Below are 17,302 nucleotides of genomic sequence, written 5' to 3'. Positions count from 1 at the left end.
CAGTATCAGAATTATGAGCAAACGCGGTAGAATATTAGTCGCCATGAGTGGTGGCGTTGACAGTTCAGTAGCAGCAGTGATGTTGCACGAACAAGGATATGAAGTTATTGGTCTGACCATGAAAACATGGGATTATGCCACTTCAGGCAGCAGCAGTAAAGAAACTGGCTGTTGTAGTTTAGATAGCATCAATGATGCCCGCACACTTGCTGTAAACTACGGATTTCCACATTATATCCTTGATATTAGAGACGAATTTGGTGATTTTGTAATCGACAACTTTGTTGATGAATACCTGGCAGGGCGTACCCCTAACCCATGTGTTTTATGCAATACGCATATCAAATGGGAAGCTTTATTAAAACGTGCCAACAAGCTGGATTGTGAATTTATTGCAACCGGTCACTATGCAAACATCCGTAAATTAGATACGGGCAGACATGTGATTTCTAAAGGTAAAGATGAAAATAAAGATCAATCTTACGTGTTATGGGGAGTTTCACAAGAAAATCTTGCACGTACACAGTTTCCTTTAGGTTCTTTTGCTAAAGCTGACATCCGACAAATGGCCCTTGATATGGGACAGGAAGAACTGGCTAAGAAAAGTGAAAGTTATGAAATCTGTTTCGTACCGGATAATGACTACCGTTCCTTCTTAAGGCATAAAGTAGAAGATCTGGAACAACGTGTTGCAGGTGGAAACTTTATCACCAGTAACGGTATGGTAGTTGGACAGCATAAAGGATATCCTTTCTATACCATCGGACAAAGAAAAGGTCTGGGCATAGCCTTTGGTGAGCCTATGTTTGTTACTCAGATTCTTCCGGAAAGCAATACTGTAGTGTTAGGCAGAGCTGAAGAACTGGAACGCAGAGAAGCGCTGGTTAGAAACGTGAACATGGTGAAATATGAAAGTATTTTAGAGCCAATGGATAACGTGGTGACCAAAATAAGATATAAAGACGCAGGTATGCTCAGTACTATTGTACAGGAGAAAGATAAAATGCGTGTGGTGTTTGACCACAATGTATCTGCAATAGCACCAGGTCAGTCCGCTGTATTTTACGAGGGGAATGACCTTTTAGGTGGTGGTTTCCTTTGCTAAAAGGATTAACTATCTAATTCATTAGTTATTAAATAAGGTGAGGCGGTTTTAATCCGCTTCCCTTTATAACGTTCAAAATAATAATCAATCCGACCGAGGTTTATTCCTGCAAAACCAACCTGGTTTATGGTTGTTATCTTACCGCTTAAATTGGTTACATCTTCTGGTTCCTTCATAAAAGTATGAGTATGTCCGCCTATAATCAGGTCTATATTCTTGTTGTTTTTTGCCAGTACCTGATCTGAAACCTTATTGTTCTTGTATTTATAACCTAAATGAGATAAGCATATTACAAGATCACACTTTAACTCTAGCTTTAACAGATCGGCAATTTCATTTGCCTTTACAACGGGATCAATGAAAACGGTATCTCCATAATTTTTTTCCTCTACTAAGCCTTTCAGTTCAATCCCAATACCAAAAACGCCAATCTTTAAACCTTGTTTTTTAAATATCTTATAAGGTTGAGTGTCCCCTTTGAGCAAGGTATTCGAAAAGTTATAATTACTGCAAAGTATAGGAAAGCTGGCATGCGGCAGTTGCTTTTTAAAGCCCTCCAGTCCATTATCAAAATCGTGGTTCCCCATTGTTGCCGCGTCATAGCCCATTGCCGTCATGAGCTTAATTTCGAGCTCTCCTCCGAATTTATTAAAGTATGGTGTACCCTGAAATATATCACCTGCATCCAAAAGCAATACATTCTGGTTTTTTGCTCTGATGTTGTTGATCAGTGCAGCACGTCTGGCTGTACCTCCTAAGCCCTGGTTTCTTGATCCGTCCATCGGGAAAGGCTCAATACGACTATGCACATCATTGGTATGCAGAATGGTTAGTTTTATCACATCTCCTGCTGCCATAGAACCAAAGGAATTTAAACTCAAAGCTGTTGCAGCAGCTGTTATCCCCCCTGTTCTTATAAAGTCTCTGCGGTTAATCATTAACAATTCTTCCATCTAATTTAGGGTTAAGGGTTTTACCAGCAGCCTGGTTGGCTTTAACATAATTGATTATAGCTTGTCGTACTTTTAATCCAAGCACCTTTTTTTCAATAGGATTTTTAAATCCAAGGGCATTATCGCCACCTCCAGCAATATAATCTGAGGTGAGTACTCTGTATGTTTTTTGTGGATCAAAGGGTTTACCTTTAATAAATACATCTACAGGCTTTTTGTTTTTTATTTTGAGTCTGATTCCTGCAACAGGCTGACCGTTGGTTGCTGCAATAAAATTAATCAGCTCTTGTACATCTGTTCCTTTTAGCGTAAAAGCAATCAACTCATTTTCAAATGGCATCAGTTCAAAAATGTTAGATAGTTTTATTGCTCCTTTAGGTACATCTACCCTGATCCCTCCTTTTGTTGATGGCATAGAGAAATCAATCGTTGGATCCGTTTTTAAAGCCTCAGCTAAAACAGCGTCGGAAAAGAAATTGCCAAGTACAGTTTCTGGTAAATCATTGCTTTTAACCATTTCAACCTCCGAATAACCCAGAATCTGGTTCATTTCTGCATCCAGTTGTGTTTTATAAGGTAGGTAAGATTTTATGATCGAACTATCAACAGTTAGATTCTTATTGATATTGTATTCTGCCCTATTGGCCTTGACCAATTGGTATCCTGTAGAGCAGGATAATAAAAATGAAGCAGCCGAGAGGGCTAAACTTCCTTTGAAAAGATACTTCAGATTCTTTACCATATGCGTTTTTTCATTCTGAACGCAGCAAAGTTACTAGAAACAGAGAAAAGTTGAATTGAACTTCATGTTAAATTTACCGTTGCTATTTAATTTTACTTAAAATGGAATAAATGTTAGAGAGGTATCTGTATTCAGGTATATCCTGAGCAGCATCTCCAAAGGATCCAGAAAATTTCATATTTCTAAAATTATTACCTACTTTAATTTGTATGTATAATGCGGATTCACCTATGATTTCAATATTGCTATGAGCTGTTTTAACTTTTTTTTGAATTTCAGTTTGGGGAACCAGATCAAAAAAATAATTATCTATTAATTTACTAAAGAAATCTTGCCAGGTGTAGTCTTCAAGTTTTAATTGATTCTCATAAAAAACCAATACATCCATACCTGGATTTTCTGGTAAAGGTCCCAGGTTTTTAGAATTTTTATATATTCTTGTTCGATCTAAAGTTGGTTGGAAGCCTAATCCATAATGATTTATTTCAATCTTATTCCCATTACACTTTATAACTATGGTTTTCCCAGGGCTAAAGTATGGGTAGCTATATAATCTTATCTCAAAGTTCGATTTAGACTGTTGAATGGGAATTAAGACCTTTTTTCTAATTAATATCTGTTCGCTGTCAGAAAAAACTGAATCTTTTTTGAAAGTAGGAATGGTTAAATTAATACCACAGGAATTTAAAGGTATTTGAGAAAAAGACCTGGGTAAAGAAAAAATAATCAACAAACTAACAAGAATTGTTTTTAAAGCGTTAACTCTCATGTCTATAATTGATTAATGTTGTTACAGGATAATACCTGTGATAAACCTGTAACAACAATCTCTGTTCTTACAGGTTTTTTGTGATAGCTTCATCCAAAGGTTTTACTTTAGACCGGAAACGGTGTACCAGTTGTCCTTTTTCATTGATCAGAAATTTCTCGAAGTTCCAGTTGATGTCGCCAGTAAAATCAGGGTTTTCTGCTGTAGTAAGATATTTGAACAAAGGATTGATGTCGGGTCCTTTAACACTGCTTTTTTCAGCTAACAGAAAAGTAACATTAAATTTTCCAGTACAAAATTCTTTGATTTCACTATTGGTTGCCAATTCTTGTCCGCCAAAATTTCCTGCCGGGAAGCCGATCAACACCAATTTATTACCATACTGTTTATGTAATTTTTCCAGATCGTCATATTGCGGTGTATAGCCACATTTTGAAGCTGTATTTACAATCAGAATTTTTTTACCTTTAAATTTAGACAGCTTCACTTCTTTACCATCAATAGTTTTAAAAGAAAAGTCATAAACGCTTTTTGTTGGAGGATTAAAAAGCAAGGTCATTAATATTAATAATGTATTCATCGTTTTAAGGTTTTAAAGGATATATACGAATCTAAGGACAAATAGTTTAGAAAACTATAATGGAATAGTAAAAATACCCTACTTTTTTAAAATGCCCTATATTCGCCGGTCAAATAAGTATTAGCTTTTTCCTCTTTAAACTTGGCGGTTTTAGCATCCCAATGCAAGGTTTCTCCGGGGAAACGCCCTGCTATGGTCCCCAAAAGAATCGTCTCTGTTAATCTTGAGGCATAATCAAAAGGTGCCGAACATTTCGCTTTTCCCAAACAGGCATCTACAAATTGGTGGTAGTGCTTAGCACCTTCGGTTTCGTAATCGCGGATGGGCTCGCCTAGGTTGTGCTCTTTGGTAAGTTTGGCAATTTCTTCTGAAATATCAACATACTTTCCATTGACAATTTTCTTGGGCAATTGCATAAAGTGAGGTAACAACAAACGTCCCTTTTTACCCACAAACATCGCTCCTTGTTCTGGTAACTCATGCTCGCCTGCTATCATGGGATCAAGGGACACTTTTCCTGCACTATCCGCAGCCTTACTCTGTTGCTTTCTATCTGCTTGGGTATCCATACCCGGTAACATAAGATCTTCGTTCATTGCCGGGGCACCTTGTCCGTCATACCATATCCATTTTAAGGCCTTGGTGGTGTATTCGGTCCCTGGAAACTCATAGGTTACCTTATTCTGTTCTGGAAAGCCGAAGCCGTTGGCTGCTCGGCACTCATTGATGATGGTCCGCGGAACATCCAATTGCAAGGCATTGTAGGGTGTATCAAAAATATGCACGCCCATATCACCTAAGGTACCGCAGCCATAGTCCATCAATTTCCTCCAGACTCCAGGGTGATACACCCCTTCTTTATAGGGTCTCTTACGTGAAGTTCCTGCCCACAGATTCCAGTCCAAATATGCTGGAACCGGATCCTCGCCTTGAGGGGGAAGGCCGTCGTAACCATGGTTTTTCGGCGACCAAGCATGTACGGTATGAACCTTCCCGATAATACCGGATTGGATTAAAAGTGAGGCCAGCTTATAATCATAAAAAGAGTGCACCTGAATGCCCATCTGAGTAACCAATGCTTTTTCGCTCGCAAGTTTTTTCATCGCCCGAGATTCAGATACATAGTGGGTGAGCGGCTTCTGGCAATAGACGGATTTGTTCATCTGCATGGCCAGCATAGAAGCTGGGGCGTGGGTATGATCCGGTGTGGATACGATGACCGCGTCAATTTCATGGCCGAGTTCCTTCAACATAATGCGATAATCAGAAAATACACGAGCCTTAGGGTGGAGTTTGTGTGCGGCGGATAAATTCCGGGAATCTACATCGCAAAGAGCCACCACATCAACATTTGCATGGGATGAGACGGCCTTCAGATCAGCCTCTCCCATGCCCCCGACACCGATATGGGCGGTTCGCAAACGCTCCCCCTTTAAGGAAGCTTTCAACAGAGACGGGGCTAGCATGATCCCCAAGGCACCTATAGCACTTTTTTTTAAGAATTCGCGTTTGTTCATGATTGATTTAATTATTGATCGATTATAGTTTTTAATCTTAATGTTAAGGGACGAAAGATACAATTAGTTTCGCATTCAGCCAGAGTTCCACTCTTTCTGGGGTAAAAGCAATTTTGGGACTGTTTCATTCCCCTGCAGGATATAAGGTCTTGTTGAGATCGCGAGAATGCATAGCATAATTGGTATAAAGTAAATATGCATATTACAGCTATTTAAAGCAAATAGATTAGAAAAAGAAAAATAGACGATTTTTGCAGTAGCCCTGCACAATCTCTGCATCAACCTTATGGTCACCTTAATGACAACTACTAACCTCATACTACTCTCATACTGTTCTGATACTAACATCGTACTACCCTACCAGAATGAGATTAGTAATATACCAATATAAAATCAGTTGATTGTATTAAGGTAGAATAAAGTTGAATTAATAAATACTGCATATAAGAGATTAAATCAGCGGTTTATGGATAAATTTATTATAAAATGTCTGTCGAATTTTGAAATTAGCCTTATTTATAGCTTTATTTGCAGAAAAACGGTCTGAATGGCGAAGAATTTATTAATAGTTGAGTCACCTGCGAAAGCAAAAACGATAGAAGGATATTTAGGTAAGGATTTTCTTGTTAAATCAAGTTACGGGCACATCCGTGATTTGGTTAAGGGAGATATGGGGATAGATATATCCAATAACTTTGCGCAAACTTATGAAGTTCCATCTGATAAGAAGCAGGTGGTGGCAGAACTAAAGAAACTAGCTAAGGACGCAGAAATGGTATGGCTTGCATCCGATGAGGACCGCGAGGGAGAAGCCATCTCATGGCATTTATATGAAACGCTAGGACTAAAATCGGATAAAACAAAGCGTATTGTTTTCCATGAGATTACTAAACCAGCTATATTAAAAGCGATTGAAACACCGAGATCTATTGATTACAACCTGGTAAATGCTCAGCAAGCCAGACGTGTATTAGATAGATTAGTAGGTTTTGAGCTTTCTCCTGTATTATGGAAAAAAATTAAACCTTCATTATCTGCAGGACGTGTACAATCTGTTGCTGTTCGTTTAATTGTAGATAGAGAACGTGAAGTCAATAAATTTAATGCTGCTGCAGCTTATAAAATAACTGCCGAGTTTAGCACTGGCAATGCCAGAGAACTGGTTAAAGCAGAGTTGCCACAACGTTTTGAAAAAGAAGCTGATGCTGAGAAATTTCTGAACGACTGTGTTGGCGCAGGCTTTTCAGTAGATAGCCTGGAAACTAAACCTGCAAAACGCAATCCTGCCGCCCCTTTTACAACTTCTACTTTACAACAGGAAGCATCACGTAAATTGGGTTATTCGGTAAGTAGAACAATGCAAATTGCACAAAGGTTATATGAAAGCGGACGTATCACTTATATGAGAACGGATTCTGTAAACCTTTCTGAAACTGCTTTACAGGCAGCTGCGGCAGAAATCAAATCTGCTTATGGCGATAAATATCATCAACCAAGAACTTATAAAACGAAATCAGCAGGTGCACAAGAAGCTCACGAAGCCATCCGCCCTACTTATTTCAATCATCATACTGTAACGGGTGATAGCTCAGAGCAACGTTTATATGAACTGATATGGAAACGTGCAATTGCTTCGCAGATGAGTGAAGCATTGTTTGAAAAAACAACTGCTCAAATTGCAGCAAGCACACGTAAAGAACAATTAATCGCTGAAGGCGAAGTATTGAAGTTCGACGGATTTTTAAAGGTTTACCTGGAATCTTCTGATGAAGACGATAGTGATGATTCAGAAAATCATGGCATGCTGCCTCCGTTGTCACGCGGACAAGAGCTTACTTTAAAAGTAATGAATGCTACTGAGCGTTTTTCAAGACCTCCGGCTCGTTATACTGAGGCTTCGCTGGTTAAGAAATTGGAAGAACTGGGTATTGGTAGGCCTTCTACTTATGCACCGACTATCTCTACCATTCAAAATCGTGGTTACGTTATTAAAGAAGATCGTGATGGACGCCAACGTAGTTTTGGTGCTATTGAATTAATCAATGGAGCGGTAACTAAAAGAACTAAATCTGAAATTACAGGAGCTGAAAAGGGTAAACTCTTTCCTACTGATATTGGTGAGGTTGTAAATGATTTTCTGGTAGAACACTTTAAAGGAATAGTTGATTTTAACTTTACAGCGAATGTAGAGAAGGAATTTGATGAGATTGCTCAGGGCTTACAGGAATGGACTAAAATGCTTCACTCCTTCTACACTCCCTTCCATATAGAAGTAGAAACAACATTAGAGACCGCTGACCGTGCAAATGGTGAGCGCTTATTAGGTATAGATCCTGCTTCTGGTAAAAACGTATACACTAAAGTTGGTCGTTTTGGACCACTGGTACAGATTGGTGAAAATGACGACGAGGAAAAACCACGTTACGCTAGCCTGGCTAAATCGCAGTCTGTAGGTACGGTGACTTTAGAAGAAGCATTGGAACAGTTTAAACTGCCTTTCCAATTGGAAGACTATCAGGATAAGGAAGTTTCTGTAGGTGTTGGTCGTTTTGGCCCTTATGTGAAATGGGGTGAAACTTATATTTCAATTCCAAAAAACGAAGATCCATTGTCTGTAGATCAGGCGCGTGCTATAGAAATTATAGACGAAAAGATTACGGCGGATGCACCAATTGCTCATTTCCAGGGTATGCCAGTTACTAAAGGTACCGGTCGTTTTGGGCCATTTATCAAGTGGAATGATCTGTTTATCAATGTGCCTAAAGCATATCATTTTGAGAAATTATCACAAAATGATATTGATGAGCTTATCAATAAGAAAATTGAAAAAGAGGCCAACAGATTTATTCAACAATGGACAGCGGAAAAAATTGCTATTGAGAACGGTCGCTGGGGACCATTTATTCGTTTCGGCAAAGAAATGCTGAAACTACGTAAAAACCCAGCTACAAATGATAAATATACAGCCGAAGAATTGGCTTCAATTTCATTAGATGAAGTTAAAAAACTAATTGTTGAACAAGTACCTAACGCTTTTGAACCTAAAAAAACTGGTGCAAAAAAAGCAGCCGGAACTAAGACTGCGGCTAAAAAGAAAGCCCCTGCAAAGAAAACTGTAGCGAAGAAGTAATATTTATGAAGAAAGATCTTCCTGAAAATATAGTTGAAGATATTGCAATGGCGGTGGTGCTTATAGGTGAAACTCCTGAAGTAAAAAACTGGACGGTTTATATTATAAACTTGAAAGATACTCCAATTGAAAATGTTTTGATTAGCTCTAAAGGCTATGGAGAGAAAGACGGTAAAATGGTCAAAACTTCAGTTTTACGCCATTTTATCGGAGATATTAAAGCCAGGTCCTTTTCTGGTGTAGAAGCAATAGATCCTGAAGTTTTTGGCTTGACAAACGAATATTGGTTGAGCTATTATATTGATGGTGTTATTTATGATAAGAAATTCATTTTTCTACCAGAGAGTATTGTAGATGAACACCTCATTCACATACCTTTAGTGAATAAGCCTGGGGTAATGATCAGGTAGGAATTGTTATTGTTGATAAAAAAGACTTTCGTTTCCAATCATTTTTAATAATATTCGTACACATCTTATATCCACAATTAGATTTGTATGAAAAACAACTCTCCCTCATTTGTTCAGCGGAACAAAGCTGCTCTAATTGCTATCATTACGTTTGCAGTGTTTGCTATAGGTGCTTTCTTTTACTTTAAAAAAGATAGGCCAAAAGATTATAATCAGCAATATTCCAAATACATAGAAGCCTATACCTCTGGTACAATTTCTAAGAAAAGTTTTATACGTGTACATCTTGCTAATCAGGTTAAAACAATGACTGACGTTGGTGTACCTGATAGCAGGGATTTGTTCAGCTTCTCTCCTTCTATAAAAGGAAAATCCTATTGGATAGATGCACAAACCGTAGAATTCAGACCAGAGGAAAATCTAAAACCAGGAGAAATTTACGAAGCTACCTTTAACTTAGATAAGGTTACGGAAACTGAAAAAGGATTGGAATCATTTGAATTTGATTTCAAAATCATCAGGCCTGGTATTCATTTAACACAAAACGGACTCGTTTCTCAAAATAATACTTCATTAGATTACATGAAGTTAAGTGGCGAGGTCTTGACATCAGATCAAGAAGATACAAAATTGATAGAGAAGGTATTAACGCTTGATTTTGGACAATCACTTAAGGTGAAATGGCAACACAATCCAGCGGCAAACACTTCATCATTTACCATCGACAGCATTAAAAAGACAGGACAGGAAGTTCCTTTAAAATTGATCTGGTCTGGTAAACCTATTGATGCAGACGGAGATCAGAGTAAGGGCGTAGAAACTGTTTTAGTACCGGCAAATGGTGTATTCAAAGTTTTAAATATTCGTGCAGTACAGGATTTAGAAGATTTTGCATTGGTGCAACTTTCAGAACCAATAAATGTGGGACAAGATTTAAACGGGTTAATCTCTTTAGCAGGACTCAGCGATCTACGCTTTACGATTGATGCCAGTCAGGTTAAAATATACTCTCCAAATACATTAGAAGGTAATTATGTGCTGACTGTAAATGAAGGCATAGAAAATATTAATGGTAAGAAGTTACAGGCAGGTAAAACAGCCAATATTGTGTTCGAGAACAAGTTGCCATCTGTTACAATTGCTGGTACAGGAGCTATAATTCCTATTTCTGGAAAATTGGTGTTGCCTTTTGAAGCGGTTAACCTTAAAGCAGTTGATGTAACGATTGTTAAAATCTACGAGAATAATATTCCTCAATTCTTCCAGACTAACAATTATAAAGATGGAAATGAATTACGACGTGTAGGTAAGCCTATTATACAAAAAACGATCAGATTGGATGAGGATAAAGCTTTGGATTTGCATAAAAAACACCGCTTTACATTGGATCTTGATAAAATTATCAGAACTGAACCTGGTGCCATGTATCGCGTTACAATAGGATTTAAACGGGAGTATAATGTATTCAAATGTGCACAGACTGAAGCTTCTGATGAAGAAGGTTATGAAGATTATGACCGTTATGGTGAGAAAATAGATGAAGATGATGAATTCTGGGAACGCTATAATAGTTATTATCCGAATAATTATAGATGGGAAGACAGAGATAACCCATGTACTCCATCCTATTATACTAATGAAAGATGGGCCAGCAGGAACTTAATTGCATCCAATATAGGCCTGATTGCAAAAAGAGGAAATGATAACAGTATGTTGGTTATTGCAACAGATCTGATTACAGCTAAAACATTAAGTGGGGTTAGCATTGAATTGCTTGATTATCAGCGTCAGGTTATCCATACTGTAAAAACAGATGGTGATGGTATGGCTTCATTCGAATTGAAAAGAAAACCCTTCCTCCTGGTTGCTAAAAATGGAGATGAACGTGGTTATTTGAAGCTTGATGATGGTAATTCCCTTCCGTTGAGTCGTTTTGATGTAGGTGGTGATGTAGTGCAGAATGGATTGAAAGGTTTTATTTATGGAGAACGCGGTGTGTGGCGCCCGGGAGATTCCGTGTTTCTATCTTTTGTGCTGGAAGATAAGCTGAAAAAATTACCTGGTGGATATCCTGTTACTTTTGAATTATATAATCCACAAGGGCAATTGGTTAAAAGGACTATCAATGGTAAACCTTTAAATGGTTTTTATGCATTCAGGACTGCAACAGAAAGTACCGCTCCTACAGGAAACTGGATGGCTAAGGTTAAAGCTGGAGGTGCTGTATTTACCAAGACTATCAAAATAGAAACCATTATGCCTAACAGGCTGAAAATAAACTTTGATATCGGTAACCGTGGCTATTTGGGTTCTGGAGCTGCTTCTACAGCTAACCTTTCGGCCGCCTGGTTGTTTGGTTCGCCTGGTAAGCATCTTAAGGCAAAGGTTGATGTAAACCTTAATACCATGAGAACCACCTTTAAAGGGTTTGAGAATTATAACTTTGATAATCCTACAGTATCATTCCAGTCGCAGGTAAAAACCATATTCGAAGGTACTTTAAATGAGAATGGAACAACTGTGGTAAATACCAATTTAAATGAGAATAACAGTGCTCCTGGTATGCTTAAGGCTAATTTCAGCACAAGGGTATTTGAGGCTGGTGGTAATTTCAGTATAGACAATTTCAGTATCCCTTATCATGTTTACCAGAATTATTATGGTATTAAAACACCAGAGGGTGATAAGATGAGCGGAATGTTGCTTACCGGACAGGACCATAAAGTTGATGTGGTAAATGTTGACCGTAATGGAAAACTTGCTGGAGGAAGTAAAACTGTAAGTGTAGAGCTGTATAAAGTACAATGGCGTTGGTGGTGGGAACAGGATAATGAGAACTCCTTTGCCAATTTCACACAGAACTCTTACAATAAGCTGATTAAACATGAGAATATGACGCTTTCGGGTGGTAAAGGCAGCTGGAAATTCAGAATTGATGAACCAGAATGGGGCCGTTATTTAATCCTGATCAGAGATTTAAACGGCGGACATGTTACTGGACAATCTGTATACATTGATTGGCCAGGCTGGGCACAACGTGAACAAGGCAGTAATCCTACTGAAGCGTCGATGCTTTCATTTACCGCCAATAAAACCAAATTTCAGGTTGGTGAGGAAGTGGTGCTGACTATACCTTCAGGTGAAGGTGGCAGGGCGCTGATCTCAATTGAGAATGGTAGTAAAGTACTTAAAACATTCTGGACTGATACTAAAAAGGGACAAACACAATTTAAGTTCAAAGCAGAAAAGGAAATGGCGCCAAATGTTTTTGCCAACGTGACTTTATTACAGCCTCATGCGCAAACGGTAAATGATTTACCTATCCGTATGTATGGTGCTATCCCTCTATTGGTTGAAGATCCGCAGACTATATTAAAGCCTGTGATTAAAATGGCTGAAAAACTTAGGCCGGAAACCGAAAGCACTATCACTGTATCAGAACAAAATGGTAAGGCGATGACTTATACCATTGCTATTGTGGATGAAGGTTTATTGGATCTTACACGTTATTTAACCCCTAATCCCCATGCTGTATTTTATGCCCGTGAAGGTTTAGGTGTTAAAACCTGGGATCTTTTTGATCAGGTATTAGGTGCCTGGGGCGGAAATCTGGAGCGTATCCTGAGTATTGGTGGTGATGGTAGTGTGAACAAGAACCTGAACCCGGCAAAAGCAAATCGTTTTGTTCCTGTAGTCAAATACTTAGGTCCTTTTGCTTTAAGTAAAGGAGGCTCACAAACTCATAAATTTAAACTGCCTCAATACATTGGCTCTGTAAGAGCAATGGTTGTTGCTGGTCAGGGCGGTGCATATGGCTCTGCTGAAAAAACTGTACAGGTTAAAAAGCCGCTGATGTTACTGGCTACTGTTCCAAGAGTAATTGGGCCGGGAGAAAGTTTTACCTTACCGGCTACAGTATTTGCGACTGAAAATCACCTTAAAAATGTTACTGTTCAGTTACAGCTGCAGAACTTGCAGGTAACAGGTAATAGAACCACTCAGTTAAGCTTTAAGCAACCGGGCGAGCAGATGGCTTATTTTGAAGTGAAAGCTCCGGAAATGGCAGGTATTGCTAAAATTAAGCTTATTGCTCAAAGTGGTGTAGAAAAAACAAGTTATGATGTAGAGCTGGATATACGTAATCCGAATCCTTTTGTAACCAATGTAGTTTCCTCTATTGTGGAGCCTGGTAAAAATATGGGTACCAATTATCTTCCTATTGGCATGGCGGGTACCAATACTGGAAGTGTAGAAGTTTCCTCTATTCCTGCTATCAACCTTAAAAGACGCTTAAATTATCTGGTTCAATATCCCCATGGTTGTGTGGAGCAGATTACTTCTGGTGTTTTTCCTCAGTTATACCTTAATAAATTAACGCCATTAACTGAGAAACAAAAGGCAGAAACAGAACGTAATTTAAAAGCTGGAATCAACAGATTGCGTGGTTATCAGACTACAGAGGGCGGTTTAGGTTACTGGCCTGGTGCACCAACTGCAGATGAATGGGGCAGTAATTACGCTGGCCACTTCCTTGTTGAAGCCCAGAATGCAGGATATACTCTGCCTGTGGGTATGGTTGATGAGTTATTGCGCTATTTAAAAGTAAAAGCTGCTAACTGGTCGCCGAATAGTACTAATTTTTATGGAGGCGATTTATCACAATCCTATCGTTTATATGTATTGGCATTGGCTAAAAGAGCAGATATGGCTGCTATGAACAGGTTAAGAGCCTTCCAGTATTTGTCTGTTAGTGCTAAATGGCGTTTGGCAGCTGCTTATATGCTTGCCGGACAACGTGATGCTGCAAGCAATATGATTAAAGGTTTAGCAACGGAAGTGCAGCCTTATAATCAGCTGGGCGGAACGTATGGCTCAAATCTGAGAGATGAAGCGATGATTCTTGAAACCATGACTTTAATGGGGCGCAAAGCAGATGCAGCAAAATTAATACAGTCGATCGCTGTAAAACTAGGTCAGGACAGCTGGTATAGCACCCAGACCACCGCATATAGCTTATTAGCTATAGCTAAATTCTGTGGAGCTAATTCTGCTTCTAACAATCTGCAGTTTAGTTATACTATAGATGGTAAAAATGGAAAAATCAATTCTAATCAGTTTATGAACAGTATCCCACTGAGTTTTAAAGGCGGTAATAATGTTGCCATCAGCAATACAGGTAACAGGGTATTATTTGTACGTGTGATTCTGGAAGGGCAACCTGCTGCGGGTCAGAACGATTTCTTGCCTAATAATCCTGATGTGCTGGATATGAATGTCAGTTATAAAATGATGAATGGTAAGTCATTAGATGTAACTACCTTAAAACAGGGTACGGATTTCTATGCAGAGGTTGTGTTGAGGAATCCTGGGAAAATGGGTTATTATGAGCAGATGGCTTTAACACAAATCTTTCCGTCAGGATGGGAAATCATAAATACCCGGATAAATGATAATGAAAGTATGATTGCTTCGTCGCCATTTACTTACCAGGACATCAGAGATGATCGTGTGTTTACCTATTTCAATCTGAGAGAAAACGAAACGGTGACCTATAAAATTTTGCTAAATGCTTCATATATCGGCAGGTATTACCTATCTGCAGTGCAATGTGAGGCAATGTATAACAATAACATAAGTGCAACAGAAGCAGGGAAATGGGTGCAGGTGATTAAATAAAACATGTTGAAAAACCAGAAAGCGATTTTTATTTCTGATGGTGTTTGCCTGCTCCTGCTATTGTGGTTTTGTTTTGCTTTGCCACAGAAGTTGTTTACCAGTCCTACTTCCTATGTGGTAGAGGCATCTAATGGTGAACTCCTCAGTGCAGCAATTGCGAAAGACGGACAATGGCGTTTTCCGGTAGCAGACACCATTCCAGAGAAGTTTGTACAGTGTATTGTAGCTTTTGAGGATAAGCGTTTTTTTGAGCATACTGGTGTAGATATTCTGGCCATGAGCCGGGCTATGCGACAAAACTGGAGGGCTAAAAGTGTAATTAGTGGTGGCAGTACATTAAGTATGCAGGTCATCCGTTTATCCCGTAAAGAAAGTCGTACGGTATCGCAGAAAACCATAGAAGTGCTGTTGGCTTTAAGGCTTGAACTGACTCATTCCAAATCAGAGATATTGCAATTGTATGCCGAAAATGCTCCATTTGGAAGTAATGTTGTTGGTCTGGAAGCAGCCTCCTGGCGTTACTTTGGCCGTAGTCCGGAAACCCTTTCATGGGGCGAAATGGCTACCCTTGCAGTATTGCCAAACAGCCCGTCGCTGGTACATCCGGGAAAAAATACAGTAAGATTAATTAAGAAGCGTAATGATCTGCTGGATAAGTTAGTTACTTTAAAGAAACTGGATCAGGCTACCGCTGATTTATCAAAGCTGGAGCAAATCCCTGGTAAGCCCCGGACTTTACCTCAGAATGCCCCCCATCTGCTGAACCGCTTTAAAAGTGAATTTAATACTTTAAGTAAAACTAAGGTTATAAAGAACAATGGTACAAGGATCGTATCTACAATTAATTATGATTTACAGTTAAATCTTAATGCACTGCTTAAGCGTTATAACAATCGTTACCGTGCAAATGACATCAATAATATATCTGCACTAGTACTTGATGTAAAGCAAGGTATAGTAATTAGTTATGTGGGGAATATCTATCAACCGGAAAACAAAGAATTGGAAAGTCATGTCGATATGATTAAAGCTTTACGTAGTCCGGGAAGTACCTTGAAACCTCTGCTATATGCCAGTATGCTAAATGATGGATTTATACTTCCAAGGACACTGATACCGGATGTTCCAACGCAGATTGGTGGCTACTCACCTCAAAATTATGATTTAGGTTATGATGGTGCAATTCCTGCTGATAAGGCACTGAGCCGTTCCTTAAATATTCCTGCAGTTAAAATGTTGCAAAATTATAAGTATCAGCGGTTTTATGATCAGTTGAAAAAACTAGGCTTTAGTAGTCTTAACAAGCCGGCAGATCATTATGGATTGTCCCTTATTTTGGGTGGTAGTGAGGTTACAATGTGGGATCTTGCCAAAACTTATATGGGGATGGCACGTACTTTAAATCATTTTAATGATTATAAAGGGAAATATAACCCGCATGATTACGATGCTCCGGCTTATATCAAGAGAAAGCGAGATACGCGCTATGATGAATATGAAACGCAGGTATCTTCTGTATTGAGTCATGGCGCAATATGGAATACTTTTAATGCCATGGAGGAATTAATGCGTCCTGGCGAAGAAGGTTTGTGGGAACAGTTCTCCTCTTCTCAAAGACTGGCCTGGAAAACAGGCACCAGCTTTGGCTTCCGCGATGCATGGGCCATTGGATTAAATCCTGATTATGTGGTTTGTGTATGGGTTGGCAATGCAGATGGTGAAGGCAGACCAGGTTTGACAGGTGTTGATGTTGCGGCTCCTGTTCTGTTTGATATTTTCAAACAATTGCCCGATGGGAAATGGTTTCAGACTCCACGGCATAAATTAAAGAAAATGAAGGTTTGTCGACAAAGTGGTTATAAAGCCGGAGATTACTGCAAGGATATTGTGGAGGAATTGGTGGCACCATCGGGTGAGAAAACAGCATTATGCCCCTATCATAAATTAATTCATTTAGATAGAACAGGTACATATCGGGTTACTGACGTTTGCGAGAACCCGACGGACATGGTACATCAATCATGGTTTATATTGCCGCCGGCAATGGAATATTACTATAAAATAAAACATAGTGATTATAAGCTGCTTCCTCCTTTTAAATCAGGTTGTGGTAATGAAGACGGACAGTTTGTTATGGAAATGATTTACCCTAAAAACAATGCAAGTATTTATGTGCCTGTAGAGTTTGATGGCCGACGAGGTAAGGTGGTTTTAAATGCTACGCACCGTAATACGGATGCTAAGATTTACTGGCATATTGATGGCGAATATGTCGCAACCACTCAAAACTACCATCAACTGGCCATCAGTCCTGCGTCCGGAAAGCATGCGCTGACCTTAGTAGATGATAAAGGTGAAAGGTTAGTTCAGATATTTACGATTCTGGATAAAGAGAAGCCTTAGGCAGGTTAAGAAAGATC

Annotated in this window: 10 protein-coding genes; 5 read left to right on the top strand and 5 right to left on the bottom strand. The window is 39.0% G+C overall.

The window, feature by feature from the left end:
• Positions 1–13: 13 nt before the first annotated feature.
• Positions 14–1,105, top strand: a complete 1,092-nt coding sequence (gene mnmA, locus ABDJ41_RS22430) for a tRNA 2-thiouridine(34) synthase MnmA (protein ID WP_349788394.1) — start codon at positions 14–16, stop codon at positions 1,103–1,105.
• Between the two features lie 5 nt (positions 1,106–1,110).
• On the opposite strand, the gene ABDJ41_RS22425 is transcribed toward mnmA, so the two are convergent.
• The 5 genes from ABDJ41_RS22425 to ABDJ41_RS22405 form a co-directional block, all read right to left on the bottom strand.
• Positions 1,111–2,058 carry a metallophosphoesterase gene (locus ABDJ41_RS22425; RefSeq protein ID WP_349788393.1) on the bottom strand — a complete coding sequence of 316 codons (948 nt, stop codon included), beginning with the start codon at positions 2,056–2,058 and terminating at the stop codon, positions 1,111–1,113.
• Positions 2,036–2,800 (bottom strand): 5'-nucleotidase C-terminal domain-containing protein, encoded by a 765-nt coding sequence (locus tag ABDJ41_RS22420; RefSeq protein WP_349788392.1) that lies wholly within the window; start codon positions 2,798–2,800, stop codon positions 2,036–2,038. The genes ABDJ41_RS22425 and ABDJ41_RS22420 overlap by 23 nt, the downstream gene beginning before the upstream one ends.
• Before the next feature lie 82 nt (positions 2,801–2,882).
• Positions 2,883–3,569: a hypothetical protein gene (locus tag ABDJ41_RS22415; RefSeq protein WP_349788391.1), complete on the bottom strand. Its 687-nt coding sequence runs from the start codon at positions 3,567–3,569 to the stop codon at positions 2,883–2,885.
• A 67-nt stretch (positions 3,570–3,636) separates the two neighbouring features.
• Positions 3,637–4,149 carry a glutathione peroxidase gene (locus tag ABDJ41_RS22410; protein ID WP_349788390.1) on the bottom strand — a complete coding sequence of 171 codons (513 nt, stop codon included), beginning with the start codon at positions 4,147–4,149 and terminating at the stop codon, positions 3,637–3,639.
• Between the two features lie 86 nt (positions 4,150–4,235).
• A complete protein-coding gene (locus tag ABDJ41_RS22405; RefSeq protein ID WP_349788389.1) occupies positions 4,236–5,666 on the bottom strand; it encodes a Gfo/Idh/MocA family protein in 1,431 nt (476 codons plus the stop codon).
• 547 nt (positions 5,667–6,213) lie between these two features.
• Between ABDJ41_RS22405 and topA the strand changes: the two genes are divergently transcribed.
• The 4 genes from topA to pbpC all read left to right on the top strand — a co-directional run bounded on the left by topA (position 6,214) and on the right by pbpC (position 17,285).
• Entirely contained in the window at positions 6,214–8,796 is a 2,583-nt protein-coding gene (gene topA, locus ABDJ41_RS22400) for a type I DNA topoisomerase (protein WP_349788388.1), read from the top strand.
• 5 nt (positions 8,797–8,801) lie between these two features.
• Positions 8,802–9,206: a hypothetical protein gene (locus ABDJ41_RS22395; RefSeq protein ID WP_349788387.1), complete on the top strand. Its 405-nt coding sequence runs from the start codon at positions 8,802–8,804 to the stop codon at positions 9,204–9,206.
• 87 nt (positions 9,207–9,293) lie between these two features.
• Positions 9,294–14,882, top strand: a complete 5,589-nt coding sequence (locus ABDJ41_RS22390; protein WP_349788386.1) for an alpha-2-macroglobulin family protein — start codon at positions 9,294–9,296, stop codon at positions 14,880–14,882.
• 3 nt (positions 14,883–14,885) lie between these two features.
• On the top strand, positions 14,886–17,285 hold the full coding sequence (gene pbpC, locus ABDJ41_RS22385; RefSeq protein ID WP_349788385.1) for a penicillin-binding protein 1C: 2,400 nt from the start codon (positions 14,886–14,888) through the stop codon (positions 17,283–17,285).
• Positions 17,286–17,302 lie beyond the last annotated feature (17 nt).

The organism is Pedobacter sp. ASV1-7, from assembly GCF_040203335.1.
Lineage (GTDB): Bacteria > Bacteroidota > Bacteroidia > Sphingobacteriales > Sphingobacteriaceae > Pedobacter.
This window is presented reverse-complemented; position numbering and strand designations above follow the sequence as displayed.

Coding starts and splice junctions, on each gene's coding strand:
- mnmA (WP_349788394.1), top strand. CDS start 14: ATGAGCAAACGCGGTAGAATATTAGTCGCCATGAGTGGTGGCGTTGAC.
- ABDJ41_RS22425 (WP_349788393.1), bottom strand. CDS start 2,058: ATGGAAGAATTGTTAATGATTAACCGCAGAGACTTTATAAGAACAGGG.
- ABDJ41_RS22420 (WP_349788392.1), bottom strand. CDS start 2,800: ATGGTAAAGAATCTGAAGTATCTTTTCAAAGGAAGTTTAGCCCTCTCG.
- ABDJ41_RS22415 (WP_349788391.1), bottom strand. CDS start 3,569: ATGAGAGTTAACGCTTTAAAAACAATTCTTGTTAGTTTGTTGATTATT.
- ABDJ41_RS22410 (WP_349788390.1), bottom strand. CDS start 4,149: ATGAATACATTATTAATATTAATGACCTTGCTTTTTAATCCTCCAACA.
- ABDJ41_RS22405 (WP_349788389.1), bottom strand. CDS start 5,666: ATGAACAAACGCGAATTCTTAAAAAAAAGTGCTATAGGTGCCTTGGGG.
- topA (WP_349788388.1), top strand. CDS start 6,214: ATGGCGAAGAATTTATTAATAGTTGAGTCACCTGCGAAAGCAAAAACG.
- ABDJ41_RS22395 (WP_349788387.1), top strand. CDS start 8,802: ATGAAGAAAGATCTTCCTGAAAATATAGTTGAAGATATTGCAATGGCG.
- ABDJ41_RS22390 (WP_349788386.1), top strand. CDS start 9,294: ATGAAAAACAACTCTCCCTCATTTGTTCAGCGGAACAAAGCTGCTCTA.
- pbpC (WP_349788385.1), top strand. CDS start 14,886: ATGTTGAAAAACCAGAAAGCGATTTTTATTTCTGATGGTGTTTGCCTG.